Origin of the sequence: Anaerostipes amylophilus, from assembly GCF_025567365.1 — a bacterium.
GTDB lineage: Bacteria > Bacillota > Clostridia > Lachnospirales > Lachnospiraceae > Anaerostipes > Anaerostipes amylophilus.
This window is the reverse complement of record NZ_JAOQJG010000002.1, coordinates 296945-322607: the sequence shown is the minus strand read 5'-3', so window position 1 is coordinate 322607 and position 25663 is coordinate 296945. Positions and strand designations below refer to the sequence as shown.

At 37.4% G+C, this 25663-nt stretch carries 21 protein-coding genes; 1 reads left to right on the top strand and 20 read right to left on the bottom strand.

Annotated elements, in window-relative coordinates:
• Window positions 1-18: 18 nt before the first annotated feature.
• The 13 genes from OCV53_RS04035 to OCV53_RS03975 form a co-directional block, all read right to left on the bottom strand.
• A complete protein-coding gene (locus OCV53_RS04035) occupies window positions 19-1902 on the bottom strand; it encodes a beta-glucoside-specific PTS transporter subunit IIABC (protein ID WP_055196655.1) in 1884 nt (627 codons plus the stop codon).
• A 141-nt stretch (window positions 1903-2043) separates the two neighbouring features.
• Window positions 2044-2889 carry a BglG family transcription antiterminator LicT gene (licT, locus tag OCV53_RS04030; protein ID WP_055196654.1) on the bottom strand — a complete coding sequence of 282 codons (846 nt, stop codon included), beginning with the start codon at window positions 2887-2889 and terminating at the stop codon, window positions 2044-2046.
• A gap of 175 nt (window positions 2890-3064) precedes the next feature.
• A complete protein-coding gene (locus OCV53_RS04025) occupies window positions 3065-3775 on the bottom strand; it encodes a C39 family peptidase (RefSeq protein WP_022375507.1) in 711 nt (236 codons plus the stop codon).
• Window positions 3776-3945: 170 nt separating this feature from the next.
• Window positions 3946-5352 carry an alanine/glycine:cation symporter family protein gene (locus OCV53_RS04020; protein WP_055196652.1) on the bottom strand — a complete coding sequence of 469 codons (1407 nt, stop codon included), beginning with the start codon at window positions 5350-5352 and terminating at the stop codon, window positions 3946-3948.
• Window positions 5353-5482: 130 nt separating this feature from the next.
• Complete coding sequence (locus tag OCV53_RS04015) at window positions 5483-6349, bottom strand: phosphatidylserine decarboxylase (protein ID WP_055196651.1); 867 nt, start codon at window positions 6347-6349, stop codon at window positions 5483-5485.
• Between the two features lie 19 nt (window positions 6350-6368).
• The gene (locus OCV53_RS04010) at window positions 6369-6980 is read right to left on the bottom strand and encodes a CDP-alcohol phosphatidyltransferase family protein (protein WP_008391894.1); all 612 of its coding nucleotides are present in this window, start codon (window positions 6978-6980) and stop codon (window positions 6369-6371) included.
• A gap of 12 nt (window positions 6981-6992) precedes the next feature.
• On the bottom strand, window positions 6993-8018 hold the full coding sequence (locus OCV53_RS04005) for a lysylphosphatidylglycerol synthase transmembrane domain-containing protein (RefSeq protein WP_009204385.1): 1026 nt from the start codon (window positions 8016-8018) through the stop codon (window positions 6993-6995).
• Window positions 8019-8023: 5 nt separating this feature from the next.
• The gene (locus OCV53_RS04000; RefSeq protein WP_055196650.1) at window positions 8024-8752 is read right to left on the bottom strand and encodes a phosphatase PAP2 family protein; all 729 of its coding nucleotides are present in this window, start codon (window positions 8750-8752) and stop codon (window positions 8024-8026) included.
• A gap of 160 nt (window positions 8753-8912) precedes the next feature.
• Window positions 8913-12590 carry an efflux RND transporter permease subunit gene (locus OCV53_RS03995; RefSeq protein WP_055196649.1) on the bottom strand — a complete coding sequence of 1226 codons (3678 nt, stop codon included), beginning with the start codon at window positions 12588-12590 and terminating at the stop codon, window positions 8913-8915.
• A 214-nt stretch (window positions 12591-12804) separates the two neighbouring features.
• Window positions 12805-14256 (bottom strand): IMP dehydrogenase, encoded by a 1452-nt coding sequence (guaB, locus tag OCV53_RS03990; protein WP_022374867.1) that lies wholly within the window; start codon window positions 14254-14256, stop codon window positions 12805-12807.
• A gap of 270 nt (window positions 14257-14526) precedes the next feature.
• A complete protein-coding gene (locus tag OCV53_RS03985) occupies window positions 14527-14895 on the bottom strand; it encodes a PTS glucitol/sorbitol transporter subunit IIA (protein ID WP_055196648.1) in 369 nt (122 codons plus the stop codon).
• Window positions 14896-14909: 14 nt separating this feature from the next.
• Complete coding sequence (gene gltA / locus OCV53_RS03980; RefSeq protein ID WP_055196647.1) at window positions 14910-16301, bottom strand: NADPH-dependent glutamate synthase; 1392 nt, start codon at window positions 16299-16301, stop codon at window positions 14910-14912.
• 3 nt (window positions 16302-16304) lie between these two features.
• Complete coding sequence (locus OCV53_RS03975) at window positions 16305-17126, bottom strand: sulfide/dihydroorotate dehydrogenase-like FAD/NAD-binding protein (RefSeq protein ID WP_055196646.1); 822 nt, start codon at window positions 17124-17126, stop codon at window positions 16305-16307.
• A gap of 120 nt (window positions 17127-17246) precedes the next feature.
• Here OCV53_RS03975 and OCV53_RS03970 point away from each other — a divergent pair, with 120 nt between their 5' ends.
• Window positions 17247-17933: a hypothetical protein gene (locus tag OCV53_RS03970; RefSeq protein WP_055196645.1), complete on the top strand. Its 687-nt coding sequence runs from the start codon at window positions 17247-17249 to the stop codon at window positions 17931-17933.
• 68 nt (window positions 17934-18001) lie between these two features.
• On the opposite strand, the gene OCV53_RS03965 is transcribed toward OCV53_RS03970, so the two are convergent.
• The 7 genes from OCV53_RS03965 to radA all read right to left on the bottom strand — a co-directional run bounded on the left by OCV53_RS03965 (window position 18002) and on the right by radA (window position 25653).
• Window positions 18002-19156 (bottom strand): iron-containing alcohol dehydrogenase, encoded by a 1155-nt coding sequence (locus OCV53_RS03965; protein WP_055196644.1) that lies wholly within the window; start codon window positions 19154-19156, stop codon window positions 18002-18004.
• Window positions 19157-19492: 336 nt separating this feature from the next.
• A complete protein-coding gene (gene groL, locus OCV53_RS03960) occupies window positions 19493-21118 on the bottom strand; it encodes a chaperonin GroEL (RefSeq protein WP_055196643.1) in 1626 nt (541 codons plus the stop codon).
• 54 nt (window positions 21119-21172) lie between these two features.
• Window positions 21173-21445, bottom strand: a complete 273-nt coding sequence (locus OCV53_RS03955; protein WP_022374226.1) for a co-chaperone GroES — start codon at window positions 21443-21445, stop codon at window positions 21173-21175.
• A 170-nt stretch (window positions 21446-21615) separates the two neighbouring features.
• Window positions 21616-22101, bottom strand: coding sequence for a PTS sugar transporter subunit IIB (locus OCV53_RS03950; RefSeq protein WP_022374227.1), 486 nt, complete (start codon window positions 22099-22101; stop codon window positions 21616-21618).
• On the bottom strand, window positions 22098-22505 hold the full coding sequence (locus OCV53_RS03945) for a PTS sugar transporter subunit IIA (RefSeq protein WP_055196642.1): 408 nt from the start codon (window positions 22503-22505) through the stop codon (window positions 22098-22100). Before OCV53_RS03945 ends, OCV53_RS03950 begins: the two co-directional genes overlap by 4 nt.
• A gap of 66 nt (window positions 22506-22571) precedes the next feature.
• Window positions 22572-24242 (bottom strand): glutamine--tRNA ligase/YqeY domain fusion protein, encoded by a 1671-nt coding sequence (locus OCV53_RS03940; protein ID WP_055196641.1) that lies wholly within the window; start codon window positions 24240-24242, stop codon window positions 22572-22574.
• A gap of 55 nt (window positions 24243-24297) precedes the next feature.
• Window positions 24298-25653 carry a DNA repair protein RadA gene (radA, locus tag OCV53_RS03935; RefSeq protein WP_022374230.1) on the bottom strand — a complete coding sequence of 452 codons (1356 nt, stop codon included), beginning with the start codon at window positions 25651-25653 and terminating at the stop codon, window positions 24298-24300.
• Window positions 25654-25663: the final 10 nt, after the last annotated feature.

Genomic DNA, 25663 nt, shown 5'->3' with positions numbered 1-25663 from the left:
TGTTACGCTTCCTTTCTGCTACTGTACACTTAATAATTTACTTTCCTTTGTTACTACTTTATCTTCACATGCTTTAACTTTTGCAAATTGTTCTGTATTGGAAATAATGATCGGTGTTGTTACATCGTATCCATTTGCTTTAATCTTGTCAATATCAAATTCTAGTAAGATATCCCCTTTTTTCATTGTATCTCCAGATTTTTTCTTTGGAGTAAAATATTTTCCTTTTAAATTTACTGTATCGATTCCTACATGTACCAAAAGTTCTACTCCATCTTCACTTACTAATCCTAATGCATGTCCTGTTTCAAAAACAGCATCTACTTTTCCGTCAAATGGTGCATAGACAACTCCTTTTTCAGGAATGACCGCTGCTCCTTTTCCTAAGATTTCTTGCGCAAATGTTGAATCTTTCACTTCTGTTAAAGGAATCACTTTCCCTTCAACTGGACTTGTAATGCTGATCTCATTATCTAATAACTGTGCATTAGATTCTTCTACAAAATCTAAATCATCATCTTCATCTACAATATCTTCAAAGCCAATAATCAGTGTTGCAACAAATGTAACAACTACTGTAACCAAAATTGTGAGTGCTGCAAATAATAATGTCTGTGGTTTTCCTTTTTCTACATACTGAACAATCGTTACGATTGCTGGTGTTGCAATTCCAAAACATTTCATTTGGAAAAATCCACCGACTAATCCACCAACAGCACCACCAATACATGCTCCTAACATTGGTCGTTTTAAACGAAGTGTTACACCATAAAGTGCAGGTTCTGTGATACCAGCAAATAATGCTGAAAACGCAGAAGATCCTGCGATCTGTTTAAAGTCTTTGTTTTTGCTTCGAAGCGCAACTGCAAGGGAGGCTGCACCCTGTGCCATATTAGAACATAATTCTCCGATACAGATAAAGTTCTCATATCCTGTTGTTGCGATCATCCCTAATTTAATCGGTGTAAATGCATGATGCATACCTGCCATAACAACGAATGGATAAACGCCAGCCACAAGACCAATGGCAATAAATCCTAATTTATCATGAATTGCATAAACTACTGTTGATAATCCATTACCGCAAATAGCTCCTAAAGGTCCAAGAATGATCAATGCGATCGGTGCTTCAATTAAAACAACTAACATTGGTTTTAAGAAGTTCTTTGTGACAACTGGCGTGATTTTATCTACAAAACGTTCTACATATCTTAGAGAATATACTGCCAAAATGATTGGGATAACCGAATAAGAATAGGATGCATAAGTTACCGGAATATATTTCAAAAATTTCACAGTCTGTCCTGCATCATGTGCTGTATTCATCAGTGTGATCAAGTTTGGATGTAACATGATCAGTGCAATACTTGCTGCATAATACATATTTGTTCCAAACTTTTTGGATGCTGAAATTGCAATCAGTACTGGCATGAAGAAAAACGCACCATCTCCTATAACACTTAATAACTGATATGTTTGCCCATTTGTGCTTAACACACCGATCATAGGAAGTAATGTAAGCAATACTTTGATCATAGCTGCACCAATGATTGCTGGAATAACAGGTGCCATGATACCTGAAATCGTATCCATCAGCATTGTAAAGATATTTTTCTTTTCATTCGATTTTGCTGGTACTTCTTTTACTTCATTAGAAAAATTCCCAAGTTTATTTAATTCGTTAAATACGTTTCCAACATCATTTCCAATAATGATCTGATATTGTCCGCCCTTTTTCATGATTCCCATAACACCTTTTGTTTTCTTTACTGCTTCATCATCAACGATGGATTCATCTTTTAATGTGAAACGAAGTCTTGTCATACAATGTACCAGATTGATGACATTATCTTTTCCTCCAACTCTTTGAAGGATCTTTTTTGCTGTATTTTCATAATCCATTTTGTTTTCCTCCTTTTTTTCTGGATTTAAAAATTTTCATTTTTCTTTATATAACAAAGACCTGACAATAGATAAAATAATTCCCGGGGTTATTTCATCTATTGTCAGGTCTTGCTTAACTTAATAATAACAAACCTATGATTATTTTGTTTGTTCATCTAAAATTCGTTTGATATGAATTAATAAATATAATTGTTCATCAATTGTTAATTTATAGTTATATTGCTTTTTAATATATTCTGCAATTTTTTTTACTCCTGAAAAAGCATTTTTATTCTGTTCTACCATCACTTTATAAATTTCTTGCATCGTATCTTCATATTCCATATGGTCAAAGACTCTTGCCGCAAAGAACTTTAAATGTGTTAAAAATCTCTCATACGAAATAGATTCTTCATTTAAATCTATCTTAAAATGAATCCTTACAATCTGTAAGACTGTATTGATCAACTCTGTAATCTGATTCACATCGATTATATTCTGTGCATTTAATTCTGCAGACACGATATGCATTGCAATAAATGCAGCTTCATCATCTCCCAAATCCTCTCCTGTCTGTTCTTTAATCCATTCAATCGCATGCATACCAACCTGATATTCCTTTGGATAAAACTTACGAATATCGATTTTCATCATATTCTTTAATGCGATTCCTTCTCGATAACGAGCGACTGCTGAATTGATATGATCCGTCAGTGTCACATATAAGGAATCTCTTATTTCTAATTTTTCTTTTTTTGCCTCTTTTACTACACGATCCGCAATTCCAAGGTATTCTTCCGAAATCTCTTTTACTACTTCCTGTAGTCTCTTGCTTTCTTCTTTATTCTCTAGATGATATGTCTTATCTACCAGAGACTGATCAATATTTTCACCTTTTCTTTTTTTAAATCCAATTCCTGGACCTGTCATGATCAATTCCCTTCCTTGTGAATCTACACTGACAACAGCATTTGTATTCAGAACTCTGATTATTTTCACGTTCATCCTCTCCTCTAATTTTATCTAAGTTTTTCATCATTTTTTGTATACACTACACAGGACCATTATTCCTATTGCATCTTTCCGTTCGATTGTTGATCATTATGCAATTTCCATAACAACAAAAAAGAACATTCCACAAAATATCTCATTTATGAAATGTTCTTTTTTATTTTTAATTCTAATCCGCAATCTTATCGATCGCATTTGTCACAGCATCTATGTTTTTGTGACCATCTAACATCTTTTGTTTATAATCTGGTTCTTCCTGCTTCTCTTCTTTCACACTGATCTCCCAGAATGGTCCCCCTGCATTAGCACCTTCTTTGCCTTGTCGGATTACTTTCTTAAGCGACCACGTCTCAGCTGTTCTGGCTCTGCTTCCTACATCGGCAATCTTTACTTTATCTTTGCCGACCATTCTTGTTAATACAACAAAATGTCCATTCTTTGTGAAATCTCCAGGCCCCATCAGTGCCACGACTGGATGTCCTGCTCTTAATGCTTTCTCTACAGCATCTTTATCCATTCCGAGACCTTTACACTGCATTCCGTATAATTTGGATAATCCTGGAACTACGCTGTGAGAACATCCCTGTCCTGTGTAATACCATCCATGTTTATATGCCTGTTTGCACATCTTTGGAACATCAGCTTTCTTTCCAGTTAAAGAACTGTAGCATACAGCAACTGCGGTTGGTCCGCATCCTGCTGCCTGAATCGTACTTCCGCCGATCTTCTTCCCCGGATAATCTGCCTGATTATAATAAACAACTTTTAATTGCTTGTTCTCTGTCTGCTCTGCAGCCATAACCCCTGCTGTCTGTGTCATCATCATTGCTGCGATTCCCATCGTTGCGATCACTCTGCCAGTCATCTTGTTCAATCTCATAGTACCCTCCAGATAACTTCTGCTTTTGACATAATACATCGGTTATTAATTATAACAGAGGGATATTTGTTAATCAAGTGTTTCAAATGTTAATTTTTCATTAAATATTCTTTATATTTTTATTTGTCTTTAAAAAACTATACGAAAAACTTTCTCTTTTCTAATTAGTCCTATCTCTTTTTTCCTGCTTTCTCCTCCTCGATGATCTTCTGAAATTCTTTCACATCCTTAGCGATCTCACCGCTTAATAGCAGCATACAGATCAAGTTTGGAATTGCCATCAACGCATTAGCAATATCTGAGAAATTCCATACAAGTTCTAGTGTCTGCGTTGCTCCCACATATGCTACCAGTGAAAATATAATTCGATAGATCATATTAAATTTATGAGTTCCCATCAAATACTCAAATGCTTTTTCTCCATGATACTCCCATCCAAGGATCGTTGAAAATGCAAATAATACAATTCCGATCGTTACTAAATATGCTCCAACCTTTCCAAGAGCTGTTGAAAATGCTGCAATTGTTAATGCTGATCCTATGTACATCTCACCTGTAGCCGGATCGATCTGTCCAAGCATTCCAGAACTTGCGATCGCAAGACCTGTGATCGTACAGACAACGATCGTATCCCAGAAAGTTCCTGTCATATTAATATATGCCTGACGGACTGGATGATCTGTTGTCGCTGCTGCCGCTGTGATCGCTGCAGATCCCATTCCTGCCTCATTTGAAAAACATCCTCTAGCAACTCCATAACGTGCTGCATTCATCATAGATGCTACGATATTTCCACAAAGAGCACCGCCAACTGCTTTGACACTGAATGCCATATGGAAGATCATGGAAAGTCCTGCTGGAAGATTGCTGATGTTTCCTAAGATCACGATAATTCCTGCGATGATATAGAAAATTGCCATTACAGGGACTACGATAGATGATACTTTGGATATCGATTTGATTCCTCCGATAATGATCATTAAAGCTAATACTGTGACCGCAGCTCCCACAACCCCTTGTGAGATACCAAATGTCTCATGAACTGCTGTAGAGATTGAGTTTCCCTGCGTCATATTTCCAATTCCAAAGGATGCGATCACGGCAAATAAAGCAAACAGCCATCCAAGTACTGCTCCTAGTTTTTTATTTTTGATCGCTTTCTTCATTGTGTACATTGGACCACCAGACATTTCGCCTCGCTCATTGACTTCTCTGTATTTGATCGCTAACATACATTCTGAAAACTTAGAAGATAATCCAAAACAAGCTGAAATCCACATCCAGACCAATGCTCCAGCACCGCCAGAAACCATCGCTGTTGCTACTCCTACGATATTTCCAGTTCCGATCGTTGCCGCCAGTGCTGTTGTTAATGCCGAAAATGGAGATACATCTCCTTCCCCTCTGCTTTTTGTTCTGGATTCCTTGCTCAATGTCTTTTTAATTGCCCAAGGAAGATTTCTCCAAGTCAAAAAGTTACAGCGAATCGTCAAAAGGATTCCTGTTCCTACAAGAAGAACTAGCATCACTGGTCCCCATACGAAAGCATCTACATCAGATATGATCTTACTTAACATATTTATCGCTCCTCTCTGATCTGTTTTTTTATTTTAAATGCAAAAAGGAGCAACGAAAATTCGTTGCTCCTTCAACTTATGAATTCAGTATACGCATATATGACGATTCTGTCAATATTTTATTCTAAGGTCATACCAATGCTCTTCCGATCATCTCACCTTGTTTGATCTTTGTCTCACACTGATTCTTTGTGCGTTCTAATAATTCTTCTCTAATCTCCACTCTATCCTTCTCGAATAATAAAATGATCGTTGATCCACCAAACTTGAAATATCCTTTTTCAATCCCACGTTTCATAGATCCTGCACCATCGTGATTGACAATCTTTCCTACCATCAATGCACCGACTTCCATCTGGAGTGCATCTCCAAAATGCTTTGTCTTCATCATTGTGTATTCTCTGGTATTATATTTATAGATCTTTACATGATCATTAGCAATTGGATTGACCGTATGATAAACTCCTTCTATCCTGTGATTCTCGCTCTTGATCCCATCATCGAAATAACAGTATCTGTGGTAATCATCAACCGTTAAACGCAAGATCACTGCATATCCATCTTGAAAATGTCTTGCGATCTTTCGATTTCTGATCAATGAATCCAAAGTGTATCTTGTATTCTTTACAACAAATGATGTATTTTCTTCAATCGGATAAACACTCACTTTACAGTCACATGGACTTCCTAAGATATTTTTGTCTTCCGGAAATGGACGTTTTCCTTCTTTGATCTTTCTTGAGAAGAATTCATTGTATGACTTATAATTCTTTTCCTCATATTCACTCATATCAATGTGATTATTCTTAATAAATCCCTTGATCAGACATTTAGAAATGGGAGAACTTAAGAAAGCTCCCCCTAATTTGGATACCCAAGGTCTGGTCAATATCTTTAAACTAGATCGTCCTGCCATAGTTGTATACATCCAGTTTAACAGACGATCCTGCCCATTCTCTTCTTCATAAATATTCCCATCTCTATCGGCATATCTCATCTACAATTCTCCTATCATCTTACAGTAAAAACATCTTTACTGCGATCAATGCTCCAATAACTACAAATGCAAGCATACATTTCTTATCTGGTTTAAAGACTTTAAAATCAAATACAAATAAGAAGGCAATCACTGCTAACATTGCAACATATATGTATGGAAATTCTTCTGGAAAGAATCTTCGAAGCTGATATACGATCGGAATGATCAGTGCAACCGATGTAATTGGCAGTCCCTGATAATGTTTTCTTCTGGAACTGCTGTGTGCCTGACGCTGTTCTTCTGTAACATTAAAATATGCCAGACGAATAACTCCGCCTAAAACATAACACATATAAATGATCCTTGCATACCATTGGTCCATTCCAAGACAGTAACCGATCACAACCGGATACACTCCAAAACAGACAAGATCACATAAAGAATCAATCTCGATTCCAAACTTCTTGGCGTCTTCGCTTCTCTTGATCATCTTTGCGATCGTTCCATCATACATATCTGTTAATCCTGAGATCATCAAACATAAAATTGCGATCTTAAAGTTTCCATTGAATGCCTGTGACATTCCAAATACTGCACTGACAACTCCTAAATATGTCAGTATTACAGATGCATTATAAAATCCTATCATACCTTTTTCCCTCTATTCTTTACGCTTTATCGTAACATGTGCGACTCCTGTCATCACTGCACTGATCAATACCAGTGCATAATAACTGATTCCTCGGCTTAACAGCATTGCCGGATATAATAATCCGCCAACAAAAATCTTCTTAAAGATATTTAAAAATAAGCCTTCACTGATTCCCATTCCGCCTGGCAACGGAAGCATATCCACAGAAATTGAAATAACACTCTGTAGAGCAACTACATCAATAAATCCTAATGCAGAAAGTCCCATTGCTCTGTATACAAGATACGTAATTGAAAAATGGATCAGTCTCTGAATCAATGTGACAACGAACATCCGAAAAATAAAGATCCGATGTCCTTGAATGATTGCTGCTGCTTTATGATACTCGATCATAGAATTCTGAAGTTTTTCAAGACGTTCTTCTTTTTTCTTTAAAATATGGAACTTTTCTAATTTCTGAAACAGCCACAGCACGATTTTGGATGCTAACGTTGGCTCAAATACAAGAATCAGCATGAACGCAACACAAAACACATTCAATGCCATTCCAAGGTAAAAGAAGAATGCTGCCTTCCCTATATATTCTGCCACAAGAAAATGACGGAATAAAAAGATCAGTGCTCCTAAAAATACCAGGACAAATTTATATAAAATGGTAACGATCATCAAAATGACGGTTCCCACGGATATGTCAACTTTATCGCGGTTCATGTAGTAAAGCTGCATTGGCTGTCCGCCAGTTGCAGACGGTGTAATACAACTGAAAAAGAAACCTACAAACGAATATTTGACGCAATTTCTCTTCGGCACATCATTGTAATGAAGCAGCCGTAGCATGCGATAAATAATATACGACTCGCAGCACACAAACACAACGATCATAACCAATCCCGCAATATAATATGCAGGTTTTACTGATTTTAGAACTTCCGCCAGCTCAGAAAGTTCCTTTCCTTTCAATACGGCATATGCAGTCAATCCAAATAATGCAAAGAAAAAGACTGTATTACCGATGACTTTTTTCTTATTCTTCATCTTTCCTAACCTTTGATCTCCGATAATTTCCCTTTGTATTTCACAGATCTTCTCTCTAAACCAACTTGTTGGTTGATTTTCTCAAACACTTTCCAGAGTCCTTGATACAAATTGGTCTTTCTTCCGATCAGATAACAGACTTCACTTAAAATGATCCCGCCAAACACATCTATGATATAATGCTGCTTGGTTACCTGCGTGGAAATACAGACTAAAATTGCAAAAACAAGTGAAAATCTCTGATACCACACTGGAATCTTCTTCTGATGCCTGATCCCAATATAACAAAACCAGCTTACCAGACAGTGAATCGATGGAAATAAGTTTGCCGATTGATCGATCGAATACACAAATCGTAATGCCTGATCCCAAAATCCTGTTCCTGTGATCTCTGGTCTTACCAGTGTTGTTGGCAAAAAGACAAATAAAATCCCACATACGATCCTTGACAGATAATCTGCTGTCAAAAATCTATACATATGTTCTCTACTGATTCTCGCAGTCATAATGTAGTTCACAACCCAAAACACATAACATATCAAATAAATACTTGTAAATTCTGGGATCACCGGTACCATCCGGTCAAATGCTGTTGTAAAATCATGATGATATAATCCTTTACAAAGCACCATTGTTCCACTGTAAACCAAAGTATTCAGTACTAACGCTGTGATCAGCGGAATGATAGAATACTTCGGAATCCATCTCAGAACATAATCTTTTTTCTGATTCATATGTCTGCTCCTTCCAATGATCTATCCTCTTTCTTTTCTCTCTTATGGTTCTTCCATATATCAAAGAATCATGTCAATTCTGACATGATTCTTGTACTATTATATCTTTTCTCTTTTTAAAAGTAAAGGAAAGCGGTCATATTTAATAGTTTTGTAAGATTTACTCTGCTTTCTTTTTTCTTCTATTGAAGAGTCCATAAATACATGGAACCACTAATAATGTTAGTAAAGTTCCATAAATCAAACCACCGATCGTAACGATCGCCATCGGCTGCATCATCTCGGCACCTTGACCTAAACCAATCGCCATTGTAGATAATCCAAGGATCGTTGTAAGGGCTGTCATCAAGATCGGACGTACACGCATCGTACCTGCTGTCAGGATTGCTTCTTCAAATTCGTATCCCGATTCTCTTAACTGATTGATCGTATCTACCAGCACGATACCATTATTTACAATGATACCGGCAAGCATAACAAATCCGATCATCGCAATTGCACTTAAATCTTTTCCTGTAAGCAACAGTCCTAAAAATCCTCCTGTAAATGCCATTGGAATCGTAAATAAAATGATAAATGGTGATTTCAGTGACTGGAACTGTGCTACCATGATCAGGTACATAAATGCTACAGCCAGTAACAGCATTAATCCAATCTGTCCTGTTGTTTCCTGAATGGATTCCATCTCACCTTTCATTGTGATACTGTATCCTTTCGGTGCATTGTATTTTTTGATCTGCTTTTGTACGGCACTGCTGACTTTTCCTACATTATATCCATCTTTAATTTCTGATGTTACAGTAAGTGTTCTTTCCTGTTGATTTCGATTGATGGAAGACAAGCTGTCACTATTTCTGAATTTCGCAACCTTATCCAGCGTAACTTCTTTTTCTTTTCCACTTACCGTTCCTGTCAATTTCACTTTTTTAAGATCATTTCTTGTCAATGTATTCTTTGCGCTGTTTCCAACATTGACACTGTATTCCTTTTCATTGATCGTGATCGTTGTTGCTTCACTAGCATCTTTTAATTTCTCACTCAACTGCTGATAGATCGTTGCAACTGTAAGTCCATTCTTGACTGCCTTTTTCTTATCTACGACAACATGAATATCTGGTGTTGTCTCTTCACTTCCATTAGATACATTCTGTGTTCCTTTCGTATCCTCAGCGATCTTGGCAATATCTTTTCCGATCGATCTTAATTTATTTAAATCACTTCCTTTGATCTGTATGGAAATTCCGCTTCCACCAAGTGCACTCATATCCATACTAGATTCCTGAACTTCAATCTCACAATCAAATTTCTTTGTTTTCTTTAAGATTTCTTTCTTAATCTCTTTATTTGTATGTTTTTTCTTTTCTTTTAATAAGATATACATACTAGACTGATCTTCATTGGAAGATCCTCCTGATGTCATTGCAGACATTCCTGAAGATCCTGAAGATATCATTCCTGCTACACTGTCAACATCTTTGATTTCTTGTACTTTCTTCATTACCGTATCTGTCATGGATGCAGTTTCTTCCATAGAAGATCCCTGTGGCATCTTGATCGTCATTGTCATCTGTGTACTGTCCATGCTTGGCATTAAGGAGCTTCCGATATTCATTGCTCCAATAATGCTTCCTACAAAGAGTGCTAATGTTACAATGACTACAATAATCTTTCGGTTTAACAGTTTTGTCATGACTTTGCGATATAATTGCTGTAATTTATCAATAAATTTGCTATCTTTTTCTGTAACTTTATTAAGTACACCAGCTGACATCATTGGTACAAATGTTACCGCCACGATCAGACTGGCTACTAAAGAATAACCAATGGTCAATCCCATATCTGTAAAAAGCTGTTTTGTAATTCCAGTTGTAAATACGATTGGCAGGAATACAGAAATTGTTGTTAAAGTAGAGGATGTAATTGCTCCTGCAACCCCTTTTGCTCCTGTGATCGCTGCTTCTTTAACTGGAACCCCTTCTTTTCTTAATCGGTAGATATTCTCAATGACTACGATCGAGTTATCCACAAGCATTCCGACTCCAAGTGCAAGTCCCGACAATGAGATAACATTTAGCGTAATTCCTGTAAAATACATGAGTACCACCGCAAAAATAACACTTAACGGAATAGAGCATGCAATAACGATCGTTGGTCTGATATCTTTTAAGAATAATAGCAAAATAAAGACTGCAAGGATTGCTCCCATTAATAGATTCTGAATCACAGAGCCTGTCACCATATCAATGTATACACCCTGATCCATGATATTTACATAGTGGAATCCTTTATTTTCTTTTGTTAATGTCTTCATCTTCGCTGCAACTTTGTCAGCAACATCTGCTGTCGAATAGTTATTCTGCTTCTGAACCGTTAATACCACACCATTGTTGCCATTTACACGGCAATATGTATCTGCAGAATTATCTACGATCGCCACGTCTGCTACATCACAAAGCTTGATCGGTGGGATTCCTTTAATTCCAAGATCTAATAATTCCATATTGGCAAGATCTTTTTTGTTTGTAACTTTATCTCCAACACGGACTAAATACTGGGTATTACCTTCACTGATGTATCCCGCTGGCATCTCAAAGTTCTGTGCTGTTAACAATGCTTTCACATTTTCAACTGTCAACTTATTCTTGATATTTGCTGCTTCTTTTGCCTGTTCTTTGCTGGAATCAAGCTGGCTCTGACTGGAATTTAGCTGTGCTTCACCTTGTGCAAGTTTAATCTCCCCATCATTCATTTTCTGTGTTGCTGTCGCTGACTGTACATTAAACTGTGTCAATTGGGAATTGATCGTTTTCTTTCCTTTTTTGATCTGTTTTAATGCACTATTTAGTGTTTTTAAATTCTTATCCAATGCCTTAATCGAAGTTTCTGCTGTTGTTTCTTGCTTTTTCAATTCTTCGATCTGGGCTGCAAGCTGCATCTTTGTTGCAGCATCTGGAACCTGTTTTTCCTGTTCTTCCAACTTAGCAATCTGGGTTTTTAATGTCTTTAAAGATGCTTGCAAAGATTGTTTCTGCACTTTCAAGTTTGTGATTGAGCTTGTCACCTGTACTTCTTTCTGTGCAAGGCTTAACTGTCCATCACTTAGAGCCGTCTGGGCTTTAGCAAGCTGAGTATTTGCCTTAGTCCTTTGTGCATCTAACGTATTCTTTCCAGTTTCCATCTGGGCTTTAGCCTGATCAATCTTATTCTGTGCTTCATCAAACTGACCATTTAAAGCTTTCTGTATCTTCTTATTTAATTTGTTGATCTTTTTCTCACTGATGATCGCATTGATCTGTTCTGTCACAAGTCCGGTGCTACTTACGGATGCGACTCCATCAACAGCTTCTAAAGACGGTGCGATCTTATCATTGATCAACTCTGATAACTCAGCACTGCTTAACTTATCAGAATCCATGGCTGTTACCATAACTGGCATCATATCTGGATTTAATTTCATGATCGTTGGATTACCCACTTCATCTGGCCAGTAACCTTTGATCATATCAAGTTTCTCTCTCATATCAAGAGAAACTGCATTCATATCTGTGTCACCTTCAAATTCCAGAATAACCATAGACATATTCTCACTAGAAATTGAGTTTACTTCTTTGATATTTGAAATCGTTGCCATCGACTGTTCAACTGGCTTTGTTACAGTTGTCTCTACAGTCTCTGGAGACGCTCCCTGATACGTTGTCATAACAACCGCATATGGTAGTTCCATGCTTGGCAGCAGGTCTGTTGTCATCTTTGTAAATGATACGATTCCTAAAATGATGACTAATATGACCGCCACAATGACGGTATACGGTTTTTTTACGCTGAATTTTGAAATCATTTTTTACCTTTCTCATATTTCTCTTCTTATTTTTATTTTTCTTTTGATCACTATTTTGAAAACCAAAGTAATTTAATGATATTCCTGTTTCATTTATAAGTCAATCATTTTTTATTGATAATTGTCAATTAACAAATCTGCTCCCATTTTTTAAAGCAAAAAAGAACCAGAATACATCTGCTTTTGTACTCTGGTTCCTCTATCTTCTTAATTCTTATTCTACACTATAGTTTGGTGCTTCTTTTGTGATATGAATGTCATGTGGATGACTTTCTTTTAAGGATGCAGCAGAAATCTTAACGAATTCCCCTGTCTCCTGTAATGTCTTAATATCTTTTGCTCCACAATATCCCATTCCAGAACGAAGACCTCCCATCATCTGGAAGATGGTATCTTCAACAGTTCCTTTATATGCTACACGACCTTCAACACCTTCTGGAACTAATTTCTTAGCATTTGTCTGGAAATAACGGTCTTTACTACCATTCTCCATCGCTGCTAATGATCCCATTCCACGATATACTTTATATTTTCTTCCCTGATATAATTCGAAATCTCCAGGACTTTCATCGCATCCTGCAAGCATGCTTCCTAACATACATACATCTGCTCCGGCTGCGATCGCTTTTGTAAGTTCTCCTGAATATTTGATACCACCATCAGCGATGATTGGGATTCCTGCTTTCTTAGCTTCTTCATACGCACTCATGATCGCTGTGATCTGTGGTACACCAATACCAGCTACGATACGAGTTGTGCAGATAGATCCAGGTCCGATACCGATCTTCACACAGTCAGCTCCAGCTTCGATCAACGCCTTAGCTCCAGCTCCTGTTGCAACGTTACCTGCGATTACCTGAAGATCTGGGAACTTATCTTTGACCATTCTTACCACTCTTAATACATTTGCAGAATGTCCATGTGCAGAGTCAACAACGATAACGTCAACATGAGCATCGACTAATGCCTGAACACGATCTAAAACGTCTGCTGTGATACCAACACCAGCTCCACATAATAATCTTCCCTGATCATCTTTCGCTGCATTTGGATATTTGATCTGTTTCTCAATATCCTTAATTGTGATCAGTCCTTTTAAATTAAAGTCATCATCAACGATTGGTAATTTTTCTTTTCTTGCTCTTCCAAGAATCTGTTTTGCTTCTTCTAATGTGATTCCTTCTTTTGCTGTTACCAGCCCTTCAGAAGTCATAGATTCTTTGATCTTCTTTGAATAATCTGTTTCGAATTTTAAATCACGATTTGTAATAATACCAACGAGCTTTGTACCTTCTGTAATTGGTACCCCTGAAATACGATACTTCGCCATTAAATCGTCAGCATCCTGAATGGTATGTTCTGGTGATAATGAAAATGGATCTGTGATAACTCCGTTTTCAGAACGTTTTACCTTATCCACTTCTTCTGCCTGCTCTTCAATTGACATATTCTTATGTATAATTCCGATTCCACCCTGTCTTGCCATTGCGATTGCCATGCGATGTTCTGTAACTGTATCCATGCTGGCACTCATCAGTGGAATGTTTAACTGAATTTTGTTTGTCAATCGTGTGCGTGTATCCACATCATTCGCAATTACTTCCGAATATGCTGGAACTAATAAAACATCATCAAATGTAATCCCTTCACCAATTAACTTACCCATTTTCTTGTTTTCCTCGCTTTCTTGTATTTTAATATCTGATTTGTATTGTTAGATATGGTAACAAATAGTTTCTTTTATGTCAACAGATTATTTTACATTTTTTCAAAAATGTATGGATTATTTTCTGTACATGGTTATAATTATCTGAACATTCAAAAATATAACTATCTGATACTAATTTCTTTTTTGTACAATAAAAGGAATTACTGCTTTCGCAATAACTCCTTTTATATAATCCTGATACCAATCTCTTGATATCTCTTGTAAATTCTATTCTTCTACGATAGAAAGTTTACTTCCAATCGTAAGCTTAGGCATTGGTTTTGCCTCAACACAAATACTTCCAGGAAGACCTGCTTCTTTTGCACCACTGAAGACAACTGTCAGATGTCCCAATGTCTCCAAATTAGACTGGGCAATATCTCCAACGGCAGTGATGAGATATTCTTTCTGATCCACAACCAGTTTATCTCCTTTTTTGATTGTTCCATCCACTTTCTTCTGATCGATGAAATGACAGAAATCTTTTAATGTATCCGGTACATTTTCTCCAAAAAGCACGAACATACCTTCCTCAAAAAAAGCATCTACCTGTTCTCCGAGTTCGATAATCTCAGTCTGAAATACTGCTTTTCCCATCTGGAATCCTCCTTTTATTTTCCCTGTAATTTCTGATCGATTGCTGCAGCTGCTTTCTTTCCTGCTCCCATGGCAAGGATAACTGTTGCTGCTCCAGTTACTGTATCTCCACCTGCGTATACACCATCTTTACTTGTCTCCATTGTTTCTTCATTAACAATGATTCCTCCCCATTTCTGAGTGTCAAGTCCTGGTGTTGTGTGACGGATCAGTGGGTTAGGGCTCTGACCGATCGCAATAATAACTGTATCAACATCAAGATCATAGTTAGATCCTTCGATCGGACGTGGAGAACGTCTTCCTGATGCATCAGGTTCACCTAATTCCTGTTTGATAACTTCCATACTCTTAACCCATCCATTCTCATCTGCTTTGATCGCAGCTGGGTTATTTAAGAATTTAAAAATAATTCCTTCTTCTTTTGCATGATGTAATTCTTCTAAACGTGCTGGTGCTTCTTCTTCGCTACGACGATATACGATGTAAACTTCTTCTGCACCTAATCGTTTTGCTGTTCTGGCAGCATCCATTGCTACGTTACCAGCACCTACAACTGCTACTTTCTTACCAACTTTGACTGGAGTTGGGCATTCTGGGAATTTATATCCTTTCATTAAGTTCACACGAGTTAAGAATTCATTTGCAGAGTATACTCCTAAGTGGTTTTCTCCAGGAATATTTAAAAATCTTGGAAGTCCTGCACCACTTCCTACGAAGACTGCTTTGTATCCATCTTCCATTAATTCATCGATTGTGATAGAACGTCCAACGATAACGTTAGTTTCGATATCTACACCTAACTTCTGAACGCTTTCGATCTCTTTGGCTACCAGATCTTTTGGCAGACGGAATTCTGGAATACCATAGCTTAATACTCCACCTGGTTTATGTAATGCTTCAAACACTGTTACATCATAACCTTTTTTGATCAGTTCTCCCGCACATGTGATACCTGCAGGTCCACATCCGACAACTGCAACTTTCATTCCATTCTTATCAATATTAACTTCTGTTTCTTTGGCATGTGCCATATGCCAGTCAGCGACAAAACGTTCCATACGTCCGATACCAACAGGTTCTCCCTTGATACCGCGGACACATTTACCTTCGCACTGGTTCTCCTGTGGACATACTCGTCCGCAGATTGCTGGTAATGCATTCTCTGTTGTGATCACTTCGTATGCACCTTCAAAATCTCCAGCTGCTACTTTCTCAATAAAAGCTGGAATTGGTACGTTAACCGGACATCCTCCAACACAAGGTTTATTCTTACAGTTTAAGCAACGAGTTGCTTCTTCCATTGCCATCTCTTTTGTATATCCAAGAGCAACTTCTTCAAAGTTCTTATTACGGACATTTGGGTCCTGTTCTGGCATAGGTACCTTCTTAAGACTCATATTTGCCATCGTTTACATCCCCCTTCCAATTCTACACTGATGTTCTTCTTCTTTGAACATACCCTGACGCTGCATACATTCGTCAAAGTCTACTTTAAATCCGTCAAAGTCTGGTCCGTCAACACATGCAAATTTTGTTTCTCCACCAATGTTGACACGGCATCCACCGCACATACCAGTTCCATCGATCATAATTGGATTTAAAGATACCATAGTTGGGATGTCATATTCTTTTGTGATCTTAACCACGTTCTTCATCATGATCAGTGGTCCAATTGCGATAACTTCGTCATATTTCACTCCGGCTTTAATCTGTTCTTCTAATACAGTTGTAACAAAACCTTTTGTTCCAAGACTTCCGTCATCTGTTGCAATATATACATTATCACAAAATTCTTCAAATAATTCCTTAAGAATTACAAATTCTGCACTCTTACCACCGATGATAACATCAACTGGTACTCCCATCTTCGCTAACTTACGAAGTTGTGGATATAAAGGAGCTGCACCTACACCACCGGCTACTCCGATGACACGGTCACATTTGTGTAAAGGAGCTGGCTGACCTAATGGCCCTACGAAATCCTGTACATATTCTCCTTCTTTTTTCTTACTTAATAATTCTGTTGTATATCCAACTACCTGATAAATGATCGTTACAGTCTCTTTCTCACGATCAAAATCTGCAATTGTTAAAGGAACTCTCTCTCCATCTTCATCGACTCTGATAATGATGAATTGTCCTGGTTCACACTTTCTTGCCACATAAGGAGCATGAATCTCCATTAACTCAACAGCCTGGTTGAGTGTCTGTTTCTTGACAATCTTATACACCACGTACACCTCTTTCTTAAAATATCTTCTTTTTATTATACATTGTAATTGTATAATAAGAAAGTATTTTTTGTAAATATTGAATAATAAACATTTTTTGTTTTATCTTCTTATTTTATTATGGCAATCTCTTCTTTATGTAACCATCCGATCAAAAGTCATACAGAATTAATTCCAGCACTTGGACATAAGCCAAAATACGGAAATACAACTCTTGCGACTTTTACACAGGATGGTGAAACTGCCTGGAAATGCACAAATAAGGGTTGTAATGTAATTGGTGTTCATATTTTATACAGACTTTCAAAAGTAACATTAAACAATACGACTGTAACTTACAATGCAAAGGCACAAAAACCTTCTGTGACTGTAACTACAAGAGATGGCAAAAAACTTTCTGCTTCTTATTATATAGTTTCTTATAAAAACAATACTAATATTGGAACTGCTACAGTCACAATTACTTTTAAAAATGGTTATAAAGCAACAACAAAGAAAACTTTCAAAATTGTTGCACCAAAGATAGCAAAAGTTTCCATTTATACTCCAAAAGCTGAGAAAAAGGCTCTGACTGCTAAATGGAAAAAGATTTCCGGAATCAGCGATTATGAAATCATGACTGCTCAGAATGCTAAATTTAGCAAACGTAAAAAAACAATGAAAGCATCAAGTAATGTAACTTCTGTGAAAGTCAATAAGCTTTCAAGCAAAAAAACTTATTATGTAAAAGTCCGTGGCTATAAAAAAGTCGGAACTAAAACATTCTATGGTTCATGGTCGTCTGTTAAAAAGATTAAAGTAAAATAATTTCTATATCTCTGCACAACAAAAATAAGCAGGATCTTAAACCTATTTGATCCTGCTTATTTTTGTTCTTATAAAGCTGCTTCAAAAATACTTACGATATCTTCTTTACTCAATGATACAAAAGATCCAACACATCCATCGGCTGCTTTCTGTGCCATGATATCAAAATGTTCTTTGTCGATTCCAACATCTGATAAAGTCTGTGGAAGTCCCATCTCCTTGAAGAATTCTCTGGTGCATGCGATTCCTTCTTTGGCTGCTGCCATATCATCATCATTTACTACATCCCAGACATTTCTTGCATAGTCCGCAAATTTAGATGCGGTATCGTCATTTAATGCAAAATCCATCCAGTGTGGTGTTAAGATTGCTAATCCTTCTCCATGTGTGATATCGTAGAAAGCACTTAATTCATGTTCCATCGGATGAACACACCAGGAAACTTCCGCTCCGTCAGAAAGAATTCCATTGATCGCCATACTGGCTGTCCACATCAGATTCGCTCTTGCATCATAGTTATCTGGTTCTTCTAATGCGATTGGACCGTATTTAAAGCAATTCTTTAACAGTCCTTCCGCAAATCTTGCCTGAACATCTGCATTCTTTACATTGGTAAAGTAGTTTTCACAAATATGACTGATCATATCTGCTGTTCCTGCTGCTGTCTGTTTCTTTGATACAGAGTAGGTATATTCTGGATCAAGAATTGACATCTTTGGTTTCATATGTTCGCTTGATGTTCCCCATTTTTCATTCTTAGACATATCTGAGATTACCGCAAATGGGTCCATCTCTGATCCTGTCGCTGATAATGTCAATACACTATAGATCGGCAATGCTTTTTTGATCCATCTTGGCGTGATAACAAGATCCCATGGATCTCCATCATAACAGGCTCCTGCTGCTACAACTTTCGCACAGTCAATGACAGATCCACCTCCAATGGCAAGTACCATATCGATGTCATTTTCTTTACAGAGTTTTACACCTTCTCTGACAGATTCAATCTTTGGATTTGGTGCAATTCCTGATAATTCAAAGATTTCGATGTCTTCTTCTTTTAAAATCTTCACGGCTTCATCATAAATTCCTGCTTTTTTGATACTTCCACCGCCATAGCATAACAACACTTTGTTTCCACTTTCTGAAAGCTCATAAAGATGTGAAATCTGTCCTTTTCCAAAATGAATCTTTGTTGGAACAGAATAAGTAAAATTGTTCATAATCTGCCTCCTATCGTATTTTTAGTATATATTTATTATAGCAGATATTTCCTTATTCCTCCATGGTTTTCCTAATGAGTATCATGGAACTGGTTTATATCCCACTCCTTTCTTTACTGAACATTTATCTGTCTGTGTTCCTCTTGGATTATCCTGAAGAAATTTTGGATCAGAGGAAGATCATTCCGATTGTGGATGATTGTGCGAATGTAGAGTATTGGGTGGTTTGGAAGGAGTATCGGTTTTAAGCATAAAAAAGCCCCAGAAATTTTTTCGAATTTCCGGGGATATATTTTAGTCTTTGAGTCGCTTTGCTCCCTGTAGACGTCCACTCAACTACATCATTCCCATTCCAGCTGGAGCTCCTGCTGGCATTGCTGGTGCATCTTCTTTAATATTAGCAACAACAGATTCTGTTGTTAACAGTGTAGATGCTACAGATGTTGCATTCTGTAATGCACTTCTTGTTACTTTAGCTGGGTCAATGATTCCTGCTTCTACCATGTCTACATATTCTCCATGTAATGCATCGAATCCTTTTCCAATTTCTGCTTCTTTTACTTTATTTACGATAACAGCTCCTTCAAGACCTGCATTGACTGCAATCTGGAATAATGGTGCTTCTAAGGCTTTCAGGATGATGTTTGCTCCTGTCTTTTCGTCTCCTTCTAAGTCTGCTACTTTCTCTGCTGCTTTCTTAGATGCGTGAATGTAAGCAGATCCTCCACCGAAGATGATTCCTTCTTCTACTGCGGCTTTTGTTGCTGCTAAGGCATCTTCCAGTCTTAATTTGCTTTCTTTCATTTCTGTTTCTGTTGCTGCTCCAACACGAACAACGGCAACTCCACCAGATAATTTAGCTAATCTTTCCTGTAATTTTTCTTTATCAAATTCAGATGTTGTTTCTTCGATCTGTCCTTTGATCTGTGCGATACGTGCCTGGATCGCATCTTTTTCTCCTTCACCATCTACGATGACTGTATTTTCTTTTTCAACTCTTACAGATTTTGCACGACCTAACTGATCGATTGTTGCATCTTTTAATTCCATTCCGACTTCTTCAGAGATCACTGTACCACCTGTTAAGATAGCGATATCTTCAAGCATTGCTTTTCTTCTGTCTCCATATCCAGGTGCTTTGACTGCACATACAGAGAATGTTCCACGTAATTTGTTTACGATCAGTGTTGTTAATGCTTCACCTTCAACATCTTCTGCGATGATCAGTAATTTCTTACCATTCTGTACAATCTGCTCTAATAATGGAAGGATTTCCTGAATGTTAGAAATCTTCTTGTCTGTGATCAGGATATATGGATCATCTAATTCTGCAACCATTTTCTCCATATCTGTTGAGAAGTATGCGGATAAGTATCCACGATCAAACTGCATACCTTCTACTAAATCTAATTCTGTCTTCATTGTCTTAGATTCTTCAATTGTGATAACTCCGTCGTTAGATACCTTTTCCATAGCATCTGCTACTAATTCTCCAACTTCTTCGTCTGCTGCAGAAATTGCTGCTACTTTCGCGATCTGATCTCTTCCTGTAACTTTGCTGCTCATCTCAGCGATTGCTTCAACGGCTGCTTCTGTAGCTTTTTTCATTCCTTTACGAAGGATGATTGGGTTAGCTCCTGCTGCTAAGTTCTTCATTCCTTCGTTGATCATTGCCTGTGCAAGTACTGTAGCTGTTGTTGTACCATCTCCAGCAACATCATTTGTCTTAGTTGCTACTTCTTTGACAACCTGTGCTCCCATGTTTTCAAATGGGTCTTCTAATTCAATCTCTTTTGCAATTGTTACACCATCATTTGTGATCAGTGGTGTACCAAATGATTTATCTAATACTACGTTACGTCCTTTTGGTCCGATTGTTACTCTTACTGTATCTGCTAACTGATTAACTCCAGCTTCCAGAGCTTTTCTTGCTTCAATTCCGTATTTAATTTCTTTTGCCATGATCTTATTACCTCCGACTAAATGATTCTGCAATAAAATGATTCTGCAATCTGATTATTCTACAACTGCTAAAATATCATTCTGTTTTACAATAATATATTCTTCATCTTCTAATTTCACTTCTGTTCCAGCATATTTAGAATAGATAACTTTCTGTCCTACAGAAACTTCCATCTTTACATCTTCTGTTCCAGGTCCTACTGCGATAACTTCTGCTTCCTGAGGTTTTTCCTGTGTTGCTGTTGTAAGGACGATTCCTGATTTTGTCTTTGTTTCTGCTTCCAACTGTTTTAATACAACTCTATCTCCTAATGGTGTTAACTTCATAATAATATTACCTCCTAAATATATTAGAAAATTGTTTTTATTTTCGATTGTTAGCACTCACTCATATCGAGTGCTAACTCTATGTTCTTAAGTATAACACTGCGTAAAAAAAATGCAACCCCTTTTTTATAATTTTTTTTAAATGAGATTGCATTCTTTTGTATTTGTATTTATTCTTGTATATATTTTTTCGCTTCTTCCCAGCTTTTTTTCGGAATCGTCTGGAAATATACGTGGACGCCTTTTCGAATCATCTGTTGGATAGATTCCATTTCTCTGTCATCGCATGCGATCCTTCTTGCCACAGTTTTTCGTTCCCCTCGAATTCCCATACCTCCAATATTAAGCTGTGTGATCCTGATTCCGCATTTCATCAGTTCTTCAAACACTATTGGTGATTCAGCGATCACGATCACTCGTTCCCCATCAAATGATGGTGGTTCTTTTAACTTTTCAACTGCACGGTCAATTCCATAAACGTGAATGATAAGACCATCTGGTGCCATCTCTTTGATCACCTTGCTTCGAAATTTATCTTTCGCAACGATATCATCAACAATAAGGATTCTGTTTGCACGTACTTCTGGCACCCATAATGTTAAAATCTCTGTATGTATGAGTCTGTCATCGACTCTTGCCAGTACTATTTTCTTCATTTTTCTACCTCCTTATATAATTCACGTACATCCCGTACTGTATCCGGTGCTGCCTTAAGAAGTTCTTTACAGATTTCTTCCGCATGCTTTCCCGAAATTCTTCCCATAATGACTTCCATCATCAATGGAAGATTAATTCCAGTAACGTGGTAAAGATCATACTCTGGCATTAATGAAATAACTGTATTAAACGGACTTCCATAAAAAATATCTGTGAGGATCAGAATCTCTTCTTCCTGTGATGCCTGTTCAATACTTTGTCTGATCTTCTCTTTTAAAGTATCCACAGATTCTTCCGACTCCAGTCCAAATGCTTCCAGGTCTTCCTGTTTCCCTGCGATCATCTGTACTGTATCCACTAGTCCTCTGGCGTAACTTCCATGAGATACCACGATTACCTTCATTTAATTTCCTCTCTTTTTCTCATCCACTGCTCCTGTCTTGAAATCTTTCATAACAGGCTTCGTATATTAGTTTGGTTTATAAGAACTCTTTAAGCTTACGATTCTATTAAATACCATATGTTCTTTAGTAGAATCTTTAGAATCTAAACAGAAATATCCTGTTCTCATAAACTGGAAGCTGTCTCCTTTATCGTACTTCTCTAATTCTGGCTCAACATATGCTTCTTTGATCACAGTTAATGAATTAGGATTTACATTAATACTTCCATCTTCATTATATACGCCTTTTTCTTCATCTACAATGTTTTCATATAGACGAATTTCTGCCTTTTTCGCAGTTTTAGCTGATACCCAGTGGATTGTTCCACGAACTTTTCTTCCATCAGGGCTGTTTCCTCCTCTGGATTCTGGATCATATGTTGCATATACACATGTAACGTTACCATCCTCATCTACATCATATCCTGTACATGTCACAAAATATGCATTCATTAAACGAACTTCATTTCCTACATATAAACGACGATACTTTTTAGGCTTCTCAATTTTGAAGTCTTCACGTTCAATATATAATTCTCTTGAAAATGGTACCTGTCTTGTTCCCATCTCTTCGTTTTCCTGATTATTCGGAACATCTACAAGCTCTCCTTCACCTTCCGGATAATTTGTGATCACAAGTTTGATCGGATCCAAAATAGCTGCCATACGTGGACGTTTTAATTTAAGGTCATCACGAATACAATATTCAAGCATTGCAGAATCCACAGAGCTGTGACTCTTTGCAACTCCCACAAGTTCCATAAATTTTTTGATAGATTCTGGTGTATATCCTCTTCTTCGAAGTGCAGATAAGGATACCAGACGAGGATCATCCCATCCGTCTACGATTCCATCTTCTACTAATTTCTTAATATAACGTTTTCCTGTAACGACATTTGTCAGGTATAATTTTGCAAATTCAATCTGTTTTGGTGGATTTTCAAATTCACATTCATTGACTACCCAGTCATATAATGGTCTGTGGTCTTCAAATTCCAGTGTACAGATAGAATGTGTAACTCCTTCAAATGCATCCTCTAATGGATGAGCAAAATCATACATTGGATAGATACACCATTTGTTACCTGTATTATGATGTTCCATTCTTGCAATACGGTAAAGAATTGGATCTCTCATATTGATGTTTCCAGATGTCATATCAATCTTCGCACGAAGTACTTTGCTTCCGTCTGGATATTTTCCTTCTTTCATTTCACGGAATAACTTTAAGTTTTCTTCTGGTGTACGGTCACGATATGGACTGTTCTTTCCAGGTTCTGTCAATGTTCCGCGATATTCTCTGATCTGTTCTGCACTAAGATCACAGACATATGCTTTTCCTTTCTTGATCAAGAATTCTGCACATTCATACATCTTGTCAAAATAATTTGATGCATAGTAAATATGCTCATGATAGTCTGCACCTAACCATTCTACATCTTCCTTGATGGAATTTACATATTCTTCCTTCTCTTTTGTAGGGTTTGTATCATCAAAACGGAAATGAAAATCTCCGCCATATTCCTGAGCCAGTCCATAATTTAATAAAATAGATTTTGCGTGTCCGATATGAAGATATCCGTTAGGTTCTGGTGGGAATCTTGTGACAACTTTCTTGCAGCGTCCCTCCTCGATATCTTTCTCAATAATCTGTTCTATAAAATTCTTAGAAATCGTTTCTTCCATGTTTTCCTCCATATAGTTTTTTCTATATTGATTATAATGTATCTTGTATATACTTGCAATCAATATATTATATAAGATCTAATGCTTCCATAACATTTGAAACTCCTACGAGTCTCATATCAGTTTCAATCTTAATCTGATCTACATTCGCCTGGGGCAGAATGCATCTCTTAAATCCAAGTTTCTGTGCTTCCTTGATCCTTGCCTCACCACCGGATACTGCACGAACTTCTCCTACCAGACCGACTTCTCCAAAAATGATCGTATCTTCTAAAATTGCTCTGTTCTTGTAACTTGATGCGATCGCCATGATAATTCCAAGATCGATCGCCGGTTCCCCAAGCTTCATTCCTCCTGCAAGGTTTACATAAGCATCACAACCTCCAAGCTGTAATCCAACTCTCTTCTCAAGTACAGCCATCAAAAGGTTCACCCTGTTATAGTCAATTCCCACTGCTGTTCTTCGCGGCATCTGGAAACTTGTTGGTGATACAAGTGCCTGGATTTCAATAAGGATCGGTCTGGTTCCTTCCATAGAGCAGACAACAACTGATCCTGACGCATCAAGCGGTCTTCCATTTAACATTGTCTTTGATGGATTCTCAACTTCAACTAACCCATTGTTGCACATCTCAAATACACCTATCTCATTTGTAGATCCAAAACGGTTCTTTACGCCTCGCAAGATTCTATAGGCTGCTTCTCTCTCTCCTTCAAAATAAAGGACCGTATCCACCATATGTTCCAATGTTCTAGGTCCTGCAACAACCCCTTCTTTGGTCACATGTCCAACAATGAAAACAGCAATATTATTCTCTTTTGCCACTCTCATCATTGCAGCCGTCACTTCTCTTACCTGTGAAACACTTCCTGCTGCCGAAGAAAGATCTTCGCTGTACATCGTCTGAATAGAGTCGATCACTGCAAATTCAGGCTTTGTCTTTAGAATCGCACTGGTGATCGCATCAAGATCTGTTTCACAAAAAAGAAGCATTTCTTCTTCAAATGTTCCAATTCTCTCAGCACGCATCTTGATCTGATGCATTGATTCTTCCCCAGAAATATATAAAACCTTGCGTTTATTATTCGCAAGATTTCTGCATACCTGTAATAACAGCGTTGATTTACCAATTCCAGGATCCCCGCCAACCAATGATAAAGATCCTTTCACGATCCCACCGCCAAGTACTCGGTCAAGTTCTCCGATTCCTGTCGGAATCCTTTCTTCATTCTCAATAGTTACCTCCGATATATTCATAGGAGAGGCAGAAGTCTTTAAAGACTTCGCCCCTCCCTTCTTCGTTTCTGTAACTTTCTCTTCTGTAAAAGTATTCCACTGTTTGCAGGCAGGACATTGTCCCATCCACTTGGAAGACTCATGACCACACTGGCTGCAAAAATAAACTGTTTTTTGTTTCGCCATTGGTACTCCT

Excerpts from the sequence above, each read along its gene's own strand:
- OCV53_RS04000 (WP_055196650.1), bottom strand. The coding sequence starts at position 8,752 with ATGAATCAGAAAAAAGATTATGTTCTGAGATGGATTCCGAAGTATTCT.
- licT (WP_055196654.1), bottom strand. The coding sequence starts at position 2,889 with ATGAACGTGAAAATAATCAGAGTTCTGAATACAAATGCTGTTGTCAGT.
- OCV53_RS03995 (WP_055196649.1), bottom strand. The coding sequence starts at position 12,590 with ATGATTTCAAAATTCAGCGTAAAAAAACCGTATACCGTCATTGTGGCG.
- OCV53_RS03940 (WP_055196641.1), bottom strand. The coding sequence starts at position 24,242 with ATGGAGGAAAACATGGAAGAAACGATTTCTAAGAATTTTATAGAACAG.
- OCV53_RS03950 (WP_022374227.1), bottom strand. The coding sequence starts at position 22,101 with ATGAAGAAAATAGTACTGGCAAGAGTCGATGACAGACTCATACATACA.
- OCV53_RS04020 (WP_055196652.1), bottom strand. The coding sequence starts at position 5,352 with ATGTTAAGTAAGATCATATCTGATGTAGATGCTTTCGTATGGGGACCA.
- OCV53_RS04005 (WP_009204385.1), bottom strand. The coding sequence starts at position 8,018 with ATGAAGAATAAGAAAAAAGTCATCGGTAATACAGTCTTTTTCTTTGCA.
- guaB (WP_022374867.1), bottom strand. The coding sequence starts at position 14,256 with ATGGGTAAGTTAATTGGTGAAGGGATTACATTTGATGATGTTTTATTA.
- radA (WP_022374230.1), bottom strand. The coding sequence starts at position 25,653 with ATGGCGAAACAAAAAACAGTTTATTTTTGCAGCCAGTGTGGTCATGAG.
- OCV53_RS03945 (WP_055196642.1), bottom strand. The coding sequence starts at position 22,505 with ATGAAGGTAATCGTGGTATCTCATGGAAGTTACGCCAGAGGACTAGTG.
- OCV53_RS04035 (WP_055196655.1), bottom strand. The coding sequence starts at position 1,902 with ATGGATTATGAAAATACAGCAAAAAAGATCCTTCAAAGAGTTGGAGGA.
- OCV53_RS03955 (WP_022374226.1), bottom strand. The coding sequence starts at position 21,445 with ATGAAGTTAACACCATTAGGAGATAGAGTTGTATTAAAACAGTTGGAA.
- OCV53_RS04025 (WP_022375507.1), bottom strand. The coding sequence starts at position 3,775 with ATGAGATTGAACAAGATGACTGGCAGAGTGATCGCAACGATGGGAATC.
- groL (WP_055196643.1), bottom strand. The coding sequence starts at position 21,118 with ATGGCAAAAGAAATTAAATACGGAATTGAAGCAAGAAAAGCTCTGGAA.
- OCV53_RS03965 (WP_055196644.1), bottom strand. The coding sequence starts at position 19,156 with ATGAACAATTTTACTTATTCTGTTCCAACAAAGATTCATTTTGGAAAA.
- gltA (WP_055196647.1), bottom strand. The coding sequence starts at position 16,301 with ATGGCAAATATGAGTCTTAAGAAGGTACCTATGCCAGAACAGGACCCA.
- OCV53_RS04015 (WP_055196651.1), bottom strand. The coding sequence starts at position 6,349 with ATGAGATATGCCGATAGAGATGGGAATATTTATGAAGAAGAGAATGGG.
- OCV53_RS03970 (WP_055196645.1), top strand. The coding sequence starts at position 17,247 with ATGGCAATCTCTTCTTTATGTAACCATCCGATCAAAAGTCATACAGAA.
- OCV53_RS03985 (WP_055196648.1), bottom strand. The coding sequence starts at position 14,895 with ATGGGAAAAGCAGTATTTCAGACTGAGATTATCGAACTCGGAGAACAG.
- OCV53_RS04010 (WP_008391894.1), bottom strand. The coding sequence starts at position 6,980 with ATGATAGGATTTTATAATGCATCTGTAATACTGACATATTTAGGAGTT.